General features: G+C 56.2%; 16 protein-coding genes and 1 tRNA gene. 8 read left to right on the forward strand and 9 right to left on the reverse strand.

Translation table 11 applies throughout. The annotated features are described in order from the left end of the window. Positions 1–11 precede the first annotated feature (11 nt). Genes IPM21_17790 through IPM21_17800 form a run of 3 tightly spaced genes read left to right on the forward strand, consistent with a single transcriptional unit; the run spans position 12 to position 3,933 of the window. On the forward strand, positions 12–1,625 hold the full coding sequence (locus tag IPM21_17790) for a cytochrome c biogenesis protein ResB (GenBank protein ID MBK9165725.1): 1,614 nt from the start codon (positions 12–14) through the stop codon (positions 1,623–1,625). 9 nt (positions 1,626–1,634) lie between these two features. Then, a complete protein-coding gene (gene ccsA / locus IPM21_17795) occupies positions 1,635–3,233 on the forward strand; it encodes a cytochrome c biogenesis protein CcsA (GenBank protein ID MBK9165726.1) in 1,599 nt (532 codons plus the stop codon). Positions 3,234–3,258: 25 nt separating this feature from the next. After that, positions 3,259–3,933 carry a tetratricopeptide repeat protein gene (locus tag IPM21_17800; protein MBK9165727.1) on the forward strand — a complete coding sequence of 225 codons (675 nt, stop codon included), beginning with the start codon at positions 3,259–3,261 and terminating at the stop codon, positions 3,931–3,933. Here the strand turns inward: IPM21_17800 and IPM21_17805 are convergent. The 3 genes from IPM21_17805 to IPM21_17815 form a co-directional block, all read right to left on the reverse strand. Continuing rightward, a complete protein-coding gene (locus IPM21_17805) occupies positions 3,923–4,903 on the reverse strand; it encodes a hypothetical protein (GenBank protein MBK9165728.1) in 981 nt (326 codons plus the stop codon). The two genes, IPM21_17800 and IPM21_17805, sit on opposite strands and share 11 nt — an antisense overlap. Further along, a complete protein-coding gene (locus IPM21_17810; protein MBK9165729.1) occupies positions 4,904–5,359 on the reverse strand; it encodes a GNAT family N-acetyltransferase in 456 nt (151 codons plus the stop codon). Positions 5,360–5,460: 101 nt separating this feature from the next. Continuing rightward, the gene (locus IPM21_17815) at positions 5,461–6,762 is read right to left on the reverse strand and encodes a PDZ domain-containing protein (protein MBK9165730.1); all 1,302 of its coding nucleotides are present in this window, start codon (positions 6,760–6,762) and stop codon (positions 5,461–5,463) included. A 102-nt stretch (positions 6,763–6,864) separates the two neighbouring features. On the opposite strand from IPM21_17815, the gene ruvX reads away from it, so the two are divergent. Beyond that, positions 6,865–7,353, forward strand: a complete 489-nt coding sequence (gene ruvX, locus IPM21_17820) for a Holliday junction resolvase RuvX (GenBank protein ID MBK9165731.1) — start codon at positions 6,865–6,867, stop codon at positions 7,351–7,353. Here ruvX and IPM21_17825 read toward each other — a convergent pair. From IPM21_17825 to IPM21_17835, 3 genes are all read right to left on the reverse strand, one after another. After that, complete coding sequence (locus IPM21_17825; protein ID MBK9165732.1) at positions 7,334–9,748, reverse strand: penicillin acylase family protein; 2,415 nt, start codon at positions 9,746–9,748, stop codon at positions 7,334–7,336. The genes ruvX and IPM21_17825 overlap by 20 nt on opposite strands. 176 nt (positions 9,749–9,924) lie before the next feature. Further along, positions 9,925–10,218: a hypothetical protein gene (locus IPM21_17830; GenBank protein ID MBK9165733.1), complete on the reverse strand. Its 294-nt coding sequence runs from the start codon at positions 10,216–10,218 to the stop codon at positions 9,925–9,927. A 35-nt stretch (positions 10,219–10,253) separates the two neighbouring features. After that, positions 10,254–10,442, reverse strand: a complete 189-nt coding sequence (locus IPM21_17835; protein MBK9165734.1) for a hypothetical protein — start codon at positions 10,440–10,442, stop codon at positions 10,254–10,256. Positions 10,443–10,797: 355 nt separating this feature from the next. Here IPM21_17835 and IPM21_17840 point away from each other — a divergent pair, with 355 nt between their 5' ends. The 4 genes from IPM21_17840 to IPM21_17855 all read left to right on the forward strand — a co-directional run bounded on the left by IPM21_17840 (position 10,798) and on the right by IPM21_17855 (position 14,823). Next, positions 10,798–12,288, forward strand: coding sequence for a B12-binding domain-containing radical SAM protein (locus IPM21_17840; protein MBK9165735.1), 1,491 nt, complete (start codon positions 10,798–10,800; stop codon positions 12,286–12,288). An 81-nt stretch (positions 12,289–12,369) separates the two neighbouring features. Further along, positions 12,370–12,446, forward strand: a tRNA-Arg gene (locus IPM21_17845). Positions 12,447–12,587: 141 nt separating this feature from the next. After that, positions 12,588–12,893: a hypothetical protein gene (locus tag IPM21_17850; protein ID MBK9165736.1), complete on the forward strand. Its 306-nt coding sequence runs from the start codon at positions 12,588–12,590 to the stop codon at positions 12,891–12,893. Between the two features lie 262 nt (positions 12,894–13,155). Next, on the forward strand, positions 13,156–14,823 hold the full coding sequence (locus tag IPM21_17855) for a tail fiber domain-containing protein (GenBank protein MBK9165737.1): 1,668 nt from the start codon (positions 13,156–13,158) through the stop codon (positions 14,821–14,823). Positions 14,824–14,914: 91 nt separating this feature from the next. Here the strand turns inward: IPM21_17855 and IPM21_17860 are convergent, their stop codons facing one another. The 3 genes from IPM21_17860 to IPM21_17870 form a co-directional block, all read right to left on the reverse strand. Then, positions 14,915–15,142, reverse strand: coding sequence for a tetratricopeptide repeat protein (locus tag IPM21_17860; GenBank protein MBK9165738.1), 228 nt, complete (start codon positions 15,140–15,142; stop codon positions 14,915–14,917). A gap of 223 nt (positions 15,143–15,365) precedes the next feature. After that, positions 15,366–16,301 (reverse strand): hypothetical protein, encoded by a 936-nt coding sequence (locus IPM21_17865; protein ID MBK9165739.1) that lies wholly within the window; start codon positions 16,299–16,301, stop codon positions 15,366–15,368. Between the two features lie 5 nt (positions 16,302–16,306). Further along, positions 16,307–17,167, reverse strand: a complete 861-nt coding sequence (locus IPM21_17870) for a hypothetical protein (protein MBK9165740.1) — start codon at positions 17,165–17,167, stop codon at positions 16,307–16,309. Positions 17,168–17,169 lie beyond the last annotated feature (2 nt).

Below are 17,169 nucleotides of genomic sequence, written 5' to 3' on the forward strand. Positions count from 1 at the left end.
TAATAATCTAAATGTCTGTCAACGAAGAAAGTATAAAATCTGGTCCGCCGAACGCTCCGGCGAAAGCTGCGTCCGGCTTTAAGTTGATGAGCTATGTTGAATCGGTTCTCAAGTTCATGAGCGCCGTTCGGTTCGGCGTCGTTTTGCTGGTAATTCTCGTAATTCTTTCGATCATCGGGATGCTAGTGATTCAGCAGAACGTCGATGGTTTCGATTCTTACTATGCCTCGCTGACACCGGCTGAAAAAACTGTTTACGGGGCCCTCGGCATCTTCGACATCTACCACGCGTGGTATTACAACCTTCTACTGCTTGTACTCTCGCTCAATATCGTACTTGCATCGATCGAGCGGTTTCCGTCGGCGTGGAGCTATATTCGCTCACCAAAAAAGACCGCGACAGTAGAATGGCTTAAGCAGCAACCGGTCAGTTCGGAATATGTGGTTTCGGGAGCAACCTCGGAAAGCGTCACGGACAAACTCCGTGGGCTTTTTGACCGTGGCGGTTTCGAACCAGCGGTCACCGAGACGGTCACGAAATCATATGCGGTAGATGCGAATGGCAAGAAAGATTTCTCGCGGACAATTGAGAGTAAACAAGCCGTGCTTTTCGGCGAACGCGGAAAATACAATCGGCTCGGGGCATACATTGTCCACGTCACCCTGTTGACGCTCTTCCTCGGTCACGCTCTCGCCTTGATGACCGGCTTCGATGCGGATGTGCGAATGATCCCGGGCGATTCAAGCGACCAGATCGAGATGATCCGTTTCGAACTCGACAAGCGCGAAAGGTTCGCCGTCCAACTTCCCTTCACAGTCACCTGCACCGACGTGCAGCAAAAGCTTATCGACCCGAGTGCGGCAATCGATGTCACCAACACGCTCGACTGGCGAACACAGATCAGGATCGATGACCCTGACTACGGAGCGACCATCGCTGACGTCAGCATGAACAAGCCGTTCCACTACCGCGGCTTCCGCTTTTTCCAGGCACAAACCGTCCCGATCGGAAACGCCCGCGAGATAATGATACAGGCCGTCCCGGTCAACGGCGGCGAGCCCCAATCGGTAAGCATCATGCGACTCGGGAGCACGACCCTTGCCGATGGCACAGTCATCGAATACGACCAGTTTTTGCCGGACTTTACCTTTAATCAGAACGGCGAACCGGACACACGCTCCGGCGACTATAACAATCCCGCGGCAGTTTTGAGCGTAACGCCGCCCGGCGGAGAGCGGCAGCGAGTTTATGCATTCGGCTCGACCGTTCCCGATAACATTCCGATCAGCGCTCCGAAGGCCGGATACAAATGGCGGCTGAATGATTTCGAAAAGGCTCCCTTTGCCCACATACTATCGATCAAGTACGACCCTTATAATGGCGCATTTATCGCCTGGTATTTTGGCGGTATCGGGCTGATGGGAGCTTTGGTCTATGTTTTCTTCTTTTCCCACAGACGCATTTGGGCAAATGTTGAGGAGCAAGCCGATGGCACCGTCAAGGTAGTGCTCGGCGGGCACACGAATCGTAACCACAAGGCATTTGAAGATGTCTTTAATAGATTGGATGCCGAGGTCGCCCGCGACCTTGGCGGAGAGCGGCGGGAAGCAAAAGACCCCGAATAAATTACAGATATGGCACAGGAAATTTACGAAAGAGAGATTGGCACCGGCTGGACCTCATACCTCCCGGCGATCCTTGCGATCGGCGGATCATTTGTGATGCTAGGCCTTCGGATCCAGATCGGCGAATCATTTATGTCTGACGGAGCGCTGATGATGATCGCGCTCGCCTCCTATATCCTTGCGGCGCTGTTCCAATTAACGAACCTTTATGCGCCTTCCGAGATGGCCCGCAAGATATCGCTCTGGACCGCGACGCTCGGCGTTTTCTTCAACCTCTCGAGTTGGCTTGTGCGGTGGGTAACGGCGTACGAGCTCGAGACCGCGATCCTCAAGCAGAGCGGCTATGCAGAAATGCCATGGGTCTTTCGGTATATCCCGTTCGCCAATCTTTACGATCTGAGTATCGCCTTCGCGTTTGGTGCGGGCATAGCAACTCTTATCCTCGTTCGCCGAAGGTCTTATCAGATCCTTACAGCGTTCACGCTGCCGCTCGCCGCGATCATCCTTGTGCTCGCGAGATTCATCGGCGATGAGTTCATCAACCTTCCGCCGGTGCTCGATTCATACTGGCGGCCGATCCACGTTGGCGTCGCTTCGCTGAGCTACGGCGTCGCACTCGTCTGCTTCGCCATCGCCGTCATTTATTTGCTCAAGGATCGCGTCAAGGTCGAGGCAATGGCCATTTGGTCGAGCGTTTTCGCTCTGATGGTCATTGGCACGGTGAGCAAGTTCTCGGTCTTTACCGAGTTCGTGTACCGAACCGGCCTTTTCATGCCGAACACGCAAGGAGGTAAGCCGTTTTCGGCACCTTTCCGCCTTGAGCTGCCGTGGGTTGGCGAGACGCTGGCGATCGCCGGGCTGCTTTATCTTGGCGTGATCATCGCGTTTCTTTTTTACCTTTACGGCAATAGCGAACCCGCGAAAAAGGTCGGCCACGCCCTCTTGAAAATTGCCCTATTGGTGAACATCGTTTCGGTCGGCTTTCTCGTGAATGGCGTTCGCAGCGTTGAGTCTCCATTGCCGCGGCTCGAGCAACAGCTCAAGGAAAATCCTAACCAGTACGTAGTGGCAGGACGTGCCATCGCCGAACGACAGGACCTTACAGCTAAAGAATATGCCGCGTTGACGCCCTTACAGATGGAGCAGATGTCCCGCTCATATCTCCAGACCTACGGGCCGCAGCTTTATTCATCACTCAATACAAATCCGGTCGAGCTTTCGGGCTTGATCACAGCACTCGCGGGCACGTTCTTCGTACTGCTCTTTGCCTTCCGGACGGAGAAGTTGATCGAGCGTCTTCCAAGTCTCGAATCGCTCGACGTTCTGATGTACCAGACCGCCTGCCTTGCCTTTGCGGGGCTCGCGATGCTGCTCATCACGGGGGCAATATGGGCAAATGAGAGTTGGGGCAGGCCTTGGGGCTTTGATTCAAAAGAGACGGGAGCTTTGGTCGCCTGGCTGACCTACGCCGCCTTCTTGCACACGCGCATCTCGCGTGGCTGGACCGGACGCTCGTCGGCCTATTTCGCTATCATCGGATTTCTCTTGGTCATCTTCACTTATCTTGGAGTAAGTTACTTGCTGCCGGGGCTTCACAGTTACGCGTGAGCCCGGTAGGCAAATATTTGTAGTAATGCAGAAAGCGATCGTCTTTGGCCTGTTCGGCCTCTTGTTGGGCCTCGGGCTCGGATTTTGGGGAGCCAACCGGCTCAATAAAGATATTGCGGCAGAGGCTCCGCTTGTCGGCGCGAATATCGATCCGGCTTCGGTCGGCCTCACGGGCCAGAACCCGGCGGATATACAGGAGCTTCTCGATCAGGCGGCCGCCAAACCGCAGGACTTCGTCACCCAGATGAAGACCGGCGACCTCTACGCCCAGATCGGCCGTTTTAACGAAGCGATCGAATACTACAAGCGCGGTGTCGAGCTCAAGCCGAATGATTACCTCGCAAATCTCGTTCTCGCAAACGCCTATTTTGACGGAAAGCAATTCGAGAATGCGGCGAAGCATTATGCAAAGGTCCTCGAGTTGAAAGATGACGATCTGAACGCACGGTCAGATTACGGTGCGACGTTCGTCGAAAGGCCCGAGCCGGATCTCGATAAGGCACTTGCTGAATTTGCAAAGGTACTTGAAAAAGACCCGAACCACACCGCGGCTTTGTATTACTCGGCCGTCGCGAACCACCGGAAAGAGCAGAAAGATAAGGCGTTCGAGTTCCTTGCCAAGCTCGACGGCACGACCGCCGATCCGCAGTTGAAGCAGCGTTTACGGGAAATTCTTGAAGGAAAGGCTACTACTCAATAGCGACGCGGTTAACGGTGGCCATTGAGTATCGCCTAACCGCTCCGCCCTTGGGAACAACGACCAACGTGTCGCCCTCGACCGAAAATCTATTTACTTCGGTCATCGGACGCTCGATCCGCGAGCCGTCCATAAATTCGATAACAAGCTTAAAGATCCTTGCGGGCGGAGTTGCCGGCCTGGCCGTTTCCCTTTCGGCGGTTCGCCGTTGGGCAGCCTCGCTTCTTGGCACGGCAGGAGTTCGGGTTTCAGGAGCGGCCTCGCTTCTTGGCGTTTCCGGCGTCCTGGTCTCGGGAACGGGCGTATCGTCCCTGCCCGAAATTGGACTTTTTTCCTCGGCTCGAGCCACGGTCGCCGAACGCTTTTCGCCGGACGCGACCTCTGTTCGGCTTGGTTCCGGTTCAGCCCTTCGAGTTTGGGGCCGGGCTTCCACTGTCTCGGGCCGAACGGTTCTCGCCGGTTCGGCTCGGGTAATGGTCGGGAGTGCCGGAGCATTCGGAAAATCGGCAGCATTGACCGCAAGAAAGCTGCCTGCAAACTTAATGAGGTAAGTGGCCGGGTCGTCATTCGGCGTCCTTCCTTGCACCCGCAGGAGTATCCGTTCCCGCTTTCGCAAGTAGATCACGCGCCCGGTTTCGTTGTTCTGATAATCGGCGTAGAAAACGATCTTCGAGAGCGGGCTCAAGCCCTCCTGGATAAAGATATCGATATCGCCGGTGAAATTTTCGGCAACGATATTGACGAAGATATCGCCCTGCTCGCCGTCAAAAACGTAATAGTGCTGCGTCAGCCGCGAATCGCCGATCGGCCTCGCTTGGATGCGTCCGCGGATCTCGTTGCGGGTCACCGGCGTCGGAAAGGCCTGGTCGTTCGATTGGGCCGCGGCAATCGCCGGGCTCAGCGCGAACATCGCTGCGGCTAGAGAAATATAAAGCAACGAATTCAAGTAACGCATTCGTAACGGGTGAGGCATCTATAGATCCTTCCGAAAATGGACCAGCCGAGAGGTCTCCTCGTAACCGACCTTTCCATGGGCCTCGATGCCGAGGTCATTGCCGATCTCTGCGTCCGACGCCATCTCGGTGCAGCCGAGGCTTCGGGCCCACTCTTCGGCCGCCCTTACGAGTCCAGCACCGACGCCGCCGTGGCGATAATCGGGCTCCACGTACCAGCCCTCGAGATAACCGACCTGATCGGTCATGCAATCTTCCACGAAGGGCCGAATGCCCGCCTCAACGAACCCGACCAGAATATTCGGCCCGGCCTCGGCAACAAAGACCTGCTGCGACTCCGGGTCGGAAAGGATCTCGAGCATCTCGCTTCGGTGGTCGTCCTCGGAATTTGCGTCCCAGAGCGTCACGCGAAGGCGCATCCATTCGTCGAGGTCAGACTCCGAGATCGGGCGTATCGTGATCGGTCCGTTGTCCATTACCCTGCGATTCTATCAGTCTTACCACTTTGCAACAATCAAAAAATAAAAAAGCCGGGCTCGTGTGTCCCGGCTATCTTACTGCGAATGATCTCGACCGTTTAGCCGGCCTTCGCGGCCTGTGCCTTGTCCTGCAATACCTCGATCGCACGCTTAAGCTGAATGTCCTCGACCGCAGGCTTTGCAGCCGGCTTCGGGGATGCCGTCGGTTGCGGCTGCTGCGGTGCCGGTTCGTCCTGCTGCTCGATCAATTCTTGAACCTCGGCCACCTCAGGCGTCTCGGGCCGTTTGACCTCGATCGAAGGCTTTACGCCCATCGAGTCGCGATCGTCACCAAGGAATGGCACACCATTTGGCGACGCCCATTTCGAAGTTGTAAGAAAAAGCCCGTCGCCGCCACGGAGCGTGAAGAGCTGCTGCTCGGCCCCGGCTCCAAAGCTCCGCTCACCGACCACCTCGCCGCGCTTGCGGTCAAGCACAGCCGCCGCAATGGCTTCGGCCGCACCGGCAGAGCTGAAGTCGATCAGCACCGCGAGCTTGCCGTCAAAAAGATGCTTCGCAGGTTCGGCCGAGAAGGTGCTGATGACCTTATTGTCCCGGCCCATGACCTTTGCGATCTCGCCCTCGCGAATGAAAAGATTCGCGACCGCAACCGCTTCCTGAAGCTTGCCGGCCGCGACACCGCGAAGGTCGAGCACGATCTTCTCAACTCCCTGCTTCTTTAGCGATTCGACCTGGCCGCGGATGTCCTCGGCCTCGCCGTCCTCGAGGCTAAACACTTTGATAACGCCCGTCTTGCCTTCGGCGATCGTCGATTCGGCCTTCGGCACCTGGTAAGTTCCGCGTGCGATCTTGATAACCTGCGGACGCTCACCTGCCCGAAGCACACGCATCGAAACCTCGGTCCCCGGCTCTCCCATTACCATTTGCCTTGCGTCGTAAAGAGAAATATCGCGGGTCGCTTTGTTCTCGATATATTCGATCACATCGCCGGCCTTAAGCCCCGCCTTTTCGGCGTTCGATCCCTTGACGACCGAGATGACGTAAAGATACTGCGAGACCTGCGAAAGTTCCGCTCCGATGCCGACCTTTTTGCCGTTCTGCGGCGAACCGACTTCCTTGACCTGCTCGGGCGTTAGATAAGACGAATAGGGGTCGAGCCCGGCGACCAATCCGCGGAGTGCACCGGCACGAACCTTTGCGAGGTCCGGCTCGTCAACATAGTCGTTCTGAATATGCTGAAGCACTGATTCAAAGATCCTGAGCTGTGCACCGGGGTCGTTGATCGGCTGCTGGGCCTGCGTCTGGAGCATTGTCCCGACGAACGGCAACCCGCCGACCAAAACATACCCCGCAATGACCGATGAGATCAGCAGCGTCCACATTTTTCCGCGAAATGACATATAATTACCTCAAAAATACCCCGGGCGGCCTTATTTAATACGCTCCGAAGGGACGGAAGTTTCTAAAGCCGCAAACTCTGCAATTATCGAATATCAAGACCTTTGACGCAAGACTTATATACAACCAATACTTCCCGCGTTACAGATATCTCCGAACTGCCGCGTCAGGGGCGGCTCGTCGCTCTTGACCCCGGCACGAAGCGCGTCGGCGTCGCGATCTGCGATGAAACGCAAACGGTCGCCCGTCCGCTCGAACGCATCGAACGGAGTTCCTGGAAAAAGCTGCTTGAAAAGGTCCGGGCCATCGTCTCGGAGTTTGATGCCGTCGGGCTGGTCATCGGTTTGCCGCTAGAATCGGACGGCAGCGAAAGCCCGATGTCCGCCCAGGCACGCGAAATGGCCCGCAAATTCTCGCTCTCGCTCCAGATCCCGATCGCGATGGAAGACGAACGCATGACAAGCTATGCCGCCAAGGCACGGCTCTGGGAACGCGGCCTCTCGATAGAAGAAAGCCGCAGCCTCGTCGATAGCGAAGCCGCGGCGATCATTTTATCCGACGTCCTCGAACGCCTCAGGGCTGATAGGCCGTAACCTTTGCAGCCGCTTTTGCCACCGCATCTTTGCTGAAGACAAAGACCGGAGCCTTGCCGCCGCTCCACGCCTCGAACTGATCCTTAAAATGAGGCGAACGCGGGTCGCCGCTTTGGCCGAGCGGTATGACGAACCGTTTCGTGTCCCAGTTGCCGGGGCTGACGATATGCCGCATCGAAACCGCCGAAGCGACGTTTGGCGTCTGGCCGCTGCCGCGGATCGGGATGTTCGGCGTCGCGAACTGCGCTCCTATCAGCGGTGCCGCCGCGAGCGGATGCGGAAAGCGTGCCGCGGCAATTCGGCCCCAGGTCCACTTCGTAGCGTCCGCACCGTAGTCCTTCGCGAATCTAGCCTTCGCTTCGGCATCGCATGCCTTGAACAGGTCGCTGTAGTTCGACACCTCTTTAGGCAGCCAACGCTCCGTCCGTTCGCGGACCGCCCAGAAGAGCACGCGTTCGCGAATCGCCGCCGCCGAAACAGGCTGATTGGAAGCCGCGATCTTGTTTGCGGCACAATTGCGAAGCTCATTTACGAGCAGTGCCGCGTACGAATCCGGCACCATTCGGCCGTCCCATTCTTTCAGGGCCTTGGCATCCGACTCGCCGACCGCACCGAGATCGGTGATATCCTTTGCCAGCATCGCAAGCGGAATGTTGTAGGCATCGAACTGCGCAGCCTCGGACGACTCTAGCGTCGCTTTCGTGTCCTTCGAAAGCAGGTCGTAGAGCCGGCGGGCACGCCACGGCGTCGCGAAGTCGCGGATTATCTGCTGATGCTTGTAGTCGGTTCCGGCGATGCGTTGATTTGCCGTCATTATGAAACCCTCGGGCGGATTGTAGAGGTTCGGAAGCTCGGCAAACGGCACCGTGCCGACCCAGTCGCCGTCGGTTGTTGCACCGTCATATGGCAGCGAGCCGTCGCCCTTTCGGCGGATCGGAATTTTGCTCGCCGCGTACCAACCGATGTTGCCCTTTGTATCGGCAAAGATGAAGTTCTGCATCGCACCGGCGTATTTGCTGAGTGCGAGCTTGAAGCCATTCCAATCCTTTGCTTTGTTGAGTTCAAAAAACGCCGACAGATCGTCGTTCTTCGGGTCAAGAGCGGTCCAGCGGAGCGCGTAGCTCTTGCCACCGCGTTCGACGATGACAGGGCCGTTACGGGTCTCGGTAACTAGAAGTTCCTCGCTCGAAAGCTCGGGATTGAGCGGGCTCGCCCGAAACTTGATCACCTCTTTGCGGACCGTCGGCTCAGCCCAGCCATCGGGCGTGGCGATCTTGCCGTCCCTCATTGTCACGAGATAAAGATCCTGCACATCGGGCCCGACGTTTGTCGCTCCCCAGGCGAAATGCTCATTATGGCCGAGCACCACGCCCGGAACTCCCGGGAACGTAACGCCCGCGACCCGCATTCCCGGTGCCGCGAGATGAACCAGATACCAGATGCCCGGAGCCGCCGGCATCAGGTGCGGATCGTTGGCCAGGATCGGCTTCCCGTCCGCCGTCCGCTTGCCGGAAATGACCCAATTGTTGCTCGCTGCCAGGTCCTCCGCATAAAGCCCAACCCGCTCCAGCGACCTCTGGCGGATCTCAAGATCATCTGCGACCGAGGGCACGGAAAGTTCTGCCACAGAGATCACAGAGGCCACTGAGTTGTTTTTCGCAGCTGAATTTCCCAAGGTCCTCGCATCGCCCAGATCGCCGCGTCCCCGAGTCTCCTTGTCTCCTCTTCTCCTCTTCTCCCCTACTCTGTCCTTCGCGTCGCTCCCAAAAAGGATCACGTCATACGGCGTCGTCTTCCCGTAAAGGTCTCCGTATTTTTGTTTGTCGAAGCCCTGCAAAGCGAGCCGCTGGAGGTCGCCCTGCCATGTATTGCTGAGCGCGTCGGCGAGGATCTTCCCGATCACGATCGTATCCGCGGGCGTCCATTCCCGCGGCTTGTATCGCAGAATGCGGAACTCCATCGGAGTCGTCTCTTCGGTCAGCGAGGCGATGTAGGCATTGACGCCGCGGGCATAATTCTCAAGCGCCGCACGGGCATCGGCCGGCAGGTTCGGCAGCGTCGCCTCGGCGATCGCCGCAAAACCGTATCGACGCCAACGCTTGTCCTCCTCGATGGTCGCCCGGCCAAAGATCTCGGCCGTCTCGCCGCGGGCCACCCGCCGCAGCAGGTCCATCTGCCAGAGCCGGTCGCTCGCCACCGTATAGCCCTGCATGAAATAAAGATCGGCCTCGTTCGCCGCCTCGATATACGGGATCGATCGGCCGTCTCGCGTGACCGTCACCTCTTTCTGCAGGCCCGCAAGCCTCGCCTCGCTCCTCGCCGGCTGCCCAAACGCCGCCACCGCAAACGCCGCCCAAAAAACAAAAAGAACCTCTTCCAAAAAGACCTTCAGCATTCCCAATAGCCATGAATGGTGAATCGCAAATCCTAAATAGTCAATGAAGACGATGCTCAAGCCCGCCACGTCGATAGCCGAACGTGGGAGGGAACCGAACGGTGAAGCTGAGGCTGGGAACCGCACGAAGAAGGGCGGTTCATCAATCGCATGAATGATGAATCTGGAATACGAGATCATCCGCGGTCGTCGTCGTTCGGCGTCAGGCTTATCATCCCGGACTTCGATTCGTACCGCTCTTCCTCCTCTATATCGCGGCCGCGGGCCTTCCGCCAATCAAGCAACCGTCGATTGAGCGGCGTCAGGACCGTGGTTAAAATACCCGCCGCAACAAACGATGCAAGCCCCGTTGTCACAAGTGAAAATCTCGAAAAACTTCCAACCCCGAAAAACTCGGCCATCGCCGGCAAAAAATAAATTGCGGGAAAAACAATTATCCACGCCACTGCCGCCAACGTTCCTTTTCGCATAGTCGTTCTCCTTTTATAGTGGGCTAGTGCTAAACCTATTCGACCTCGCCGATGATCCTTCCGACCGGCGTCCGGCCATTTGCATCGAAATGTTCCGGTTCCGGCTTTGGGTCGAGGTTGTTGCGTGTCAGCCGGCCCTCAAAATGGGCCAGGAATCGTTCGACACTTCTTTTGTTGTTGCCCCAGTCGAATACTTGGAAAAAAAGACATCTGCTCTCGACCAATACGCAACTGGGCTCCAAAAGCGAAACCGTGAATCGTTCGCCCCAAGAATTCAAGCTTATACCAGTCCTGACCACGAAATCACCAGGCGATGTCTCGACATACTCCCAGCCAAGAATATCAAATGCATACGCCGCCGCGTTGCGTACCGCATCTCGTGACGCGCCGGGAAATTCGACGGTCTGTGCTGTATTTTGCCGGAAATCCAAACGCCATGCCGAGCATTATACATGCGTTCGAATGCAACGCGGAGTCGATTTCTCTCGACTCGAACGATCGCCCCGCGAGTGTAATTCTTTTGTGACAGCGCAAGAAAAGTCTTGTCAAAATCCGAGCTACGGCATAAGGTTAAGTATCATGAAAGTTCTGCTTGTGTACCCTGAGTTTCCGGACACCTACTGGAGTTTCCGGCACGCGCTCAAGTTCGAAGGCAAGCAGGCAGCCTTTCCCCCGCTCGGCCTGCTTACGGTTTCCGCTATGCTGCCAAAGGATTGGGAGCGTCGGCTCGTCGATATGAATGTCGAGGAGCTCTGGCCCGATGCGGTCGAATGGGCAGACATCGTTTTCGTCAGCGCGATGATCGTCCAGAACGTCTCGCTCGAGGCGGTCGTTAAGCTCTGCCGCAGCATGGGCAAAAAGGTAGTTGTCGGCGGGCCGTATGTTTCGACCGCGTCCGAGCGGCTGCCGGATGCCGACCATATCTTCATCGGCGAGGCGGAAACGACATTGCCCGAATTCATCAACGACCTCGAACTCGGCATCGCCCGCAAGATCTACGAGGCCGACGAGCGCCCGTCGCTTGCCGCAACGCCCGTGCCCGACCTCTCGCTGCTCGATATGCGGCATTACAGCGCGATGAATCTGCAATATTCCCGCGGCTGCCCGTTCAACTGCGAGTTTTGCGACATCATCGAGATATATGGCCGCGTGCCCCGCACCAAAACCAACGAGCAAATGCTCGCCGAGCTCGACGCTCTAAAGGCGGCCGGTTGGCGCGGCCTGGTCTTTATCGTTGACGACAATTTCATTGGGAACAAGAAGAACGTCCGCCTGCTGATGCCCGACCTGATCGAATGGTCGCGGGCGAACGAGCACCCATTTTCATTCATCACCGAGGCCAGTGTGAACCTCGCCGAGGACGACGCCTTGCTGCAGCAGATGAAAGATGCCGGCTTCCGCCGCGTCTTTCTCGGCATTGAGACGCCGGTCGAAGAAAGCCTAAAGGAAGCTCAGAAGGGCCAGAATACCCGCCGCGACCTGCTCGGCTCGATCCACAAGATCCAGAGCTACGGAATGGAAGTGATGGCGGGCTTCATCGTCGGCTTTGACAGCGACCCCGACGACATCTTTGACCTCCAGGTCAATTTTATCCGCGAGAGCGGCATACCGCTGGCGATGGTCGGCCTGCTCACTGCATTGCCGGACACACAGCTCTGGCGGCGGCTTGAAAAGGAAGGCAGATTGCTCGACGTAAGCACCGGCAACAACACCGACTGCACGATGAATTTCGTCCCAAAGATCGAGATGGCTACGCTAATCGAAGGATATAAAAACATCTTGCGGAACATCTACAGCCCGCGGGAATTCTATCGCCGGTCGCTCGATTGCCTCTCGCGTTTTCACAAGGACCGGATCGAACCGCGGTCTTCCACCATCGGCGAGGACCTTCGCGCCTTTTCAAAGCTAATTCTAACGCTCGGAGTCCGCGACCGCGCCCGGCTCCAGTTCTGGGATTATTTCCTCAAGCTCTTTCTCCACCACCGGTCAAACATCGCCCACGGCCTGACCCTCGCCGCAATGGGCTACCACTTCCGCCAGATCACCGAAAAATACTCCAACCAAACCTGACCGGGTTTTGGAGAAATTCTATAGGCCCTTGTCCGAGATATTTGCAAACCCAGCGGCCAGAGTTTAAACTTCTCCCTGCGTGCACCCGTAGCTCAGCTGGATAGAGTATCTGACTTCGAATCAGAGGGTCGCAAGTTCGAATCTTGCCGGGTGTACCAACATATCTCTCTTAATTACAAATAGTTATCGAGGCGAAGAGACGGTTCGGTTGCCGGTTCTTTTGTAAATAGGACTCAAAGTAGGACTCATGCCGTTCATTTGCTCTGATTATTGTAGAGTTTTTGAAGCGGTTACTGAAAATGAAATTGCGGCACGTGACGACACGAGTTCGGCCGCTTCCCGACGGAGACAACAAGACCGATTTCACCGTTTTCCGCGGCGGAAACTGGTATATTCTGCAAAGCAGCAACGGCGGTTTCACGGCGACCGGTTGGGGTCTTGCGACCGATAAGCCCGTTGTCGGAAAAATCGACGCCGATAACAAATCGGACGTCGCAGTCTTCCGCAACGGAAACTGGTACATTCTCCAGAGCAGCAACGGCGCCTTTTCAGCAGTCGGCTTCGGCACGACGGGCGACAGACCAATCCCGGCGCAATTGCAGTAAGGCGCAGATGAAGTTTACCGCATACTGAGGAGGCATCTTTGCACTCGGTGACTCTCTAAGTATGCACTTGGTTGCTACATTTCTCGCTACACTGTGACTCTAATGGTGTGAATGGCCGTCCTTGCTCACCAATTACGACACGCTTATTCTAATTCGCTACTCTGCTATTCTTCTCGACCTTATGTCTTGTTAAGAAGGATCTTTAGGGTCTATACTCTCTGCAAACCAACATTTCGGGATCAATCAGGTAGGAAACACAACAATGAAAAAGCTAATAATTGCAACAATTTTGATAAACCTATTTGCCGTCTGCTCACTCGCACAGACCACAGAGTTTAGTTATCAGGGAATCCTGAAAACTTCGAGCGCACCGGCAAACGGCAATTTCGATTTCGAATTCCGGCTGTTTGACGCCGCGAGCGGAGGGACTCAGCAAGGCTCGACGGTCATCAAGCCAAATATCGCGGTTGTGAACGGCGTGTACGCTGTCACGCTCGATTTCGGAGCGGCACCGTTAACGGGAGCCAATCGATTCCTCAGTATTGCCGTTCGCAGCGCGGGCGGCGCCGCTTACACAACACTAGAACCGCGACAGGCGATCACGAGTTCGCCGTATGCGGTGCGCAGCCTGAACGCGACAACGGCCGACACGGCGACAAACGCAACGAATGCGACAACGGCGAATAATGCCCTAAACCTGGGCGGAGTCGCGGCGAATCAATATGTCGTCACCACCGACCCGCGAATGACAGACGCACGGACACCTACGGCGGGGAGCGCAAATTACATTCAAAACGGCACATCAACGCAGTCGGCGAGTAATTTCAACATCAGCGGCAACGGTACGGCGAGCGGCACGCTATCGAGCAACATTATCAATGCCACGACCCAATACAACCTAGGCGGCAGCCGAATTTTAAGAAGCCCTGGAACCGGCAACCTTTTTGCAGGATTTTCTGCCGGCGTTGCAACGACCGGACTCTCCAATTCATTTTTTGGAACCTCAGCTGGCCAATCAACCACAACCGGCGAGCAGAATTCTTTTTTTGGTAATGCCACAGGCTTATTGAATGTTACAGGCAGTTTCAACTCATATTTCGGTCGTTCAGCGGGGTTAAATTCAACGGCAAGCAACAATTCGTTTTTCGGGTACAACGCAGGTGCACTAAACACGGGTGGCAACAGCAATTCCTTCTTTGGCCGCTCCGCAGGCGAAGCAAACACAGGCGGCAACAGTAACGCATTCTTCGGAAGAGGCGCGGGCATAGCGAACACCGACGGCAGCCTCAACGCATTCTTTGGGACGTTTGCTGGCTCCTCGAACACAACGGGAAGCAACAATACGGCCATCGGCGACGGCGCCAATTTCTCTGTCGGCAACCTGACATTTGCAACCGCAATCGGCGCTGGTGCCTTAGTCACAGCAAGCAACACCATTGTGCTTGGCCGCCCGGTCCTAGACGATGTTTACGTCGGGGGCTTTCTGTCAGTCGGAAATTCTATCGGAGCGGGTAATAGTGCCGCTTGCTTCGCCCCAACCCCAAACCCGGGGAGCTTTATTGTTATCTGTGCGTCCAGTATCCGTTACAAAACAAACGTGGCTCCGCTGCTCAGCGGCTTGAAGCTGATCCAGAGACTGCGTCCGGTGACGTTTGATTGGAAAGAACGGTTTGAAACTGATCTTGGCCTGATCGCCGAAGAAGTCGCCGAAGTCGAGCCGCTGTTGGTCACCTACACCGAAAAGGGTGAAATCCAAGGTGTTAAATACAAACAAATAGCCGTCGTCCTGATAAACGCCGTCAAAGAACAGCAAGCTCAGATAGAGGTTCAGCAGAAGCTGATCGAGCAGCAGCAAAGGCAGATCGATGCGCTTAAGAAGCTGGTCTGTGCGCAGAACCCAACAGCGGATGTTTGTAAGGAGGAGAAATGAAACGCATGTTAAAACTGAAAACGGAAGATTATTGTTGACGGCTCTCCTAGCCTTTTCCGTTTTCCCCTTTCCGCTTTCCGTTGTCGCGCAGTCAGGCGGCGTGTATCAGATCGAGAAGTCTGCCGCGACGGTTGTAGGCAGACGCATAATCCGGCTTGAGCCTGATGGCCTGGGTGTAATCGGCAATGGCTGAGTTGTAATCGGCTTTATTATAGTGAGCAGTGCCGCGATTAAAATACTCCTCGGCGGTTTGCGGTGTTTGAGCGATTAGGAAGGCCGAAAAAAGCAGTATTAAGATAATGGGGTAAAGGCACTTCATCTTTCCCTCCTTGTGTCGAACACACTCTCAGTCTCTGCATACTCCTTATTCGGTACTGGTGCTGTGACCAAAGTCACTTACTCGCGCGAAGTAAGAGGTTAGGTCGACTCGTCGGCGATGAAGGGAAAGCGAAGCAGGCTAAAGTCTGATGCCGCACATAGGTGCCCATTTTTCACAATATTAAGACTCTTGTTTCGGCGAAGGTTTTTTACGAAGACATCGGTTAAATATCCGGCACCCAGAATGTGCGGCCGGAATCGGTGACCTTCTTGAGCCCGAGCGAGGGGAGTTCGGCTTCTTTTGCGCCGAGGTAGGTGAAGTGCGGCAGGTCGGAGGCGACGGTTTGGAACCAGCCGTTCTCGTTGAGAATGCTGCGGACTTGCGGGTTGTCAAATTCTTTTACGTCAAAGGCCAGCAGCGAAAGGTGCTGCGAGGTTCCGGGCGGGGCCACCGAGTAGATGATCGATTTCGAAAGGTCCTTGGCGAAATAGATGCCCTGCTCTTCGAGGCGGAGTACTTCCTTGACCTGTTCAAATGTCGAAAGCCCTTTAAGCCGGTCGGCGTCCGCCTTTGTCATTCGGCCTTGCTTTACCCAATGAACAAGTGCCGGGTCGACGCGGCTTTTCCAGAGCCCGACCGTTTCGTTATAGGTCCGCTTTGCCGAGTCGGCCCCTCGCGGGCTGATGGTCAGCCCCTTAGCCTTTGCCTGCTCGATGGCGGAGCGGAGCGCGTCCATCGCCGCGGCCTGGAGTGTAAGCTGAAAGCCGCCGATCGAAGCGGTCGAGGTCCGCATTGTTCCCTGAAATGCCGCGACCTCCGGTTCATCGCGGAAGACGACCTTGAGCGGCACGGCGGCCCCGCCGCGGGCAACGAAGACCGAGCCGTATTCGCGAAGCAGCTTTCGCCCTACGTCGTCGGACGGCTGTTCAAAATCGGCCGGCAAGTTTGCTGCAAATCCCTTTTTCTCAACCATTTCGGTGTTACTGTTTGCCGATGGGGTGCGGTTCGCGTTTGCCATGTTCGCCGTGTTCGAGTTTGAAACATTGATCGGCCGATTGTCGCGATTCAGCGGGCCCTCCGGACTCCGAGCGGTCGGGCTTGTCCAGCAACCAACCGCCACCGCGGCCACCGCGACGATACTCAAACGCAAATAGTGCATTGCCATCATCTCTCAAAATTCGGGATCCAGAACTTGAAGCCTTCCTTCTCAGCGGCGATCAACCCGCGCTTCGGAAGTTCGCTTTCATCGAGCCCAAGATATGTGAAATGCGGCGTGTCGTCAATGATGGTCTGGAACCAGCCGTGTTGGTTGAGTATCGCCCGGACGTCTTTATTCGCAAACTCAGCGACATCTAACGCTAGCATCGAAAGATGCTGCGAGGTGCCCGGAGCAGCGACCGATGAGAATATCGAGCGGTTGAAGCCGGTCGAGAACCAGATCGAGTCCTTCTCCCATTCGATCACCTGAGCCACCTGATCGGTCGTTTCCATCTTCGCGGCGAGCTCGGCATCCTCAGGCTTAATCTTGCCGCGGGCGGTCCAGTGCTTAAGTGCCGGGTCGAACCGCGATTTCCAGATCCGGAAGGTGTCCGCATAGCTCCGCTTGGCCGCCGAGGCACCGCGGGGCGTTATCGTAAGCTTGCGCTTTGCGGCTGCGGCCCGGGCCTTGTCGAGTGCATCCATCGCGGCAGACTGTAGCTCGATGGTTCGCCCGCCGATCGTCGCCGTTCTTGAGGCGACCGTTCCCTGAAACGCCGACACTTCTTCTTCACTGGCAAAGACGCAGTTGCTCGGGAACCGCACCTCCGATGCCGCGATGAACATCGCCCCGTAGTCCTTAAAAACACGACGGGCGACAATGCTGGTATCGATCGGGCAGATATTCTCAAGCTTCAGCTTCTTTGCCCCGAGCCGCTTCTCGACCACCGGCCGGAAGTCGATCGGCCCGTTCTTCTGGGCCAAAGCCGAGCCCCAGAGCAGCGAAAAAGCGAACAATGCGATGAGTGATGTTTTCGTAATCTTCATTT

Source organism: Acidobacteriota bacterium, from assembly GCA_016716435.1.
Taxonomy (GTDB): domain Bacteria; phylum Acidobacteriota; class Blastocatellia; order Pyrinomonadales; family Pyrinomonadaceae; genus OLB17.

What these genes read in the sequence shown, in the direction of transcription:
- IPM21_17790 (MBK9165725.1), top strand. Translation starts at nt 12, where the DNA reads ATGTCTGTCAACGAAGAAAGTATAAAATCTGGTCCGCCGAACGCTCCG.
- ccsA (MBK9165726.1), top strand. Translation starts at nt 1,635, where the DNA reads ATGGCACAGGAAATTTACGAAAGAGAGATTGGCACCGGCTGGACCTCA.
- IPM21_17800 (MBK9165727.1), top strand. Translation starts at nt 3,259, where the DNA reads ATGCAGAAAGCGATCGTCTTTGGCCTGTTCGGCCTCTTGTTGGGCCTC.
- IPM21_17805 (MBK9165728.1), bottom strand. Translation starts at nt 4,903, where the DNA reads ATGCCTCACCCGTTACGAATGCGTTACTTGAATTCGTTGCTTTATATT.
- IPM21_17810 (MBK9165729.1), bottom strand. Translation starts at nt 5,359, where the DNA reads ATGGACAACGGACCGATCACGATACGCCCGATCTCGGAGTCTGACCTC.
- IPM21_17815 (MBK9165730.1), bottom strand. Translation starts at nt 6,762, where the DNA reads ATGTCATTTCGCGGAAAAATGTGGACGCTGCTGATCTCATCGGTCATT.
- IPM21_17825 (MBK9165732.1), bottom strand. Translation starts at nt 9,748, where the DNA reads ATGCTGAAGGTCTTTTTGGAAGAGGTTCTTTTTGTTTTTTGGGCGGCG.
- IPM21_17830 (MBK9165733.1), bottom strand. Translation starts at nt 10,218, where the DNA reads ATGCGAAAAGGAACGTTGGCGGCAGTGGCGTGGATAATTGTTTTTCCC.
- IPM21_17840 (MBK9165735.1), top strand. Translation starts at nt 10,798, where the DNA reads ATGAAAGTTCTGCTTGTGTACCCTGAGTTTCCGGACACCTACTGGAGT.
- IPM21_17850 (MBK9165736.1), top strand. Translation starts at nt 12,588, where the DNA reads ATGAAATTGCGGCACGTGACGACACGAGTTCGGCCGCTTCCCGACGGA.
- IPM21_17855 (MBK9165737.1), top strand. Translation starts at nt 13,156, where the DNA reads ATGAAAAAGCTAATAATTGCAACAATTTTGATAAACCTATTTGCCGTC.
- IPM21_17860 (MBK9165738.1), bottom strand. Translation starts at nt 15,142, where the DNA reads ATGAAGTGCCTTTACCCCATTATCTTAATACTGCTTTTTTCGGCCTTC.
- IPM21_17865 (MBK9165739.1), bottom strand. Translation starts at nt 16,301, where the DNA reads ATGCACTATTTGCGTTTGAGTATCGTCGCGGTGGCCGCGGTGGCGGTT.
- IPM21_17870 (MBK9165740.1), bottom strand. Translation starts at nt 17,167, where the DNA reads ATGAAGATTACGAAAACATCACTCATCGCATTGTTCGCTTTTTCGCTG.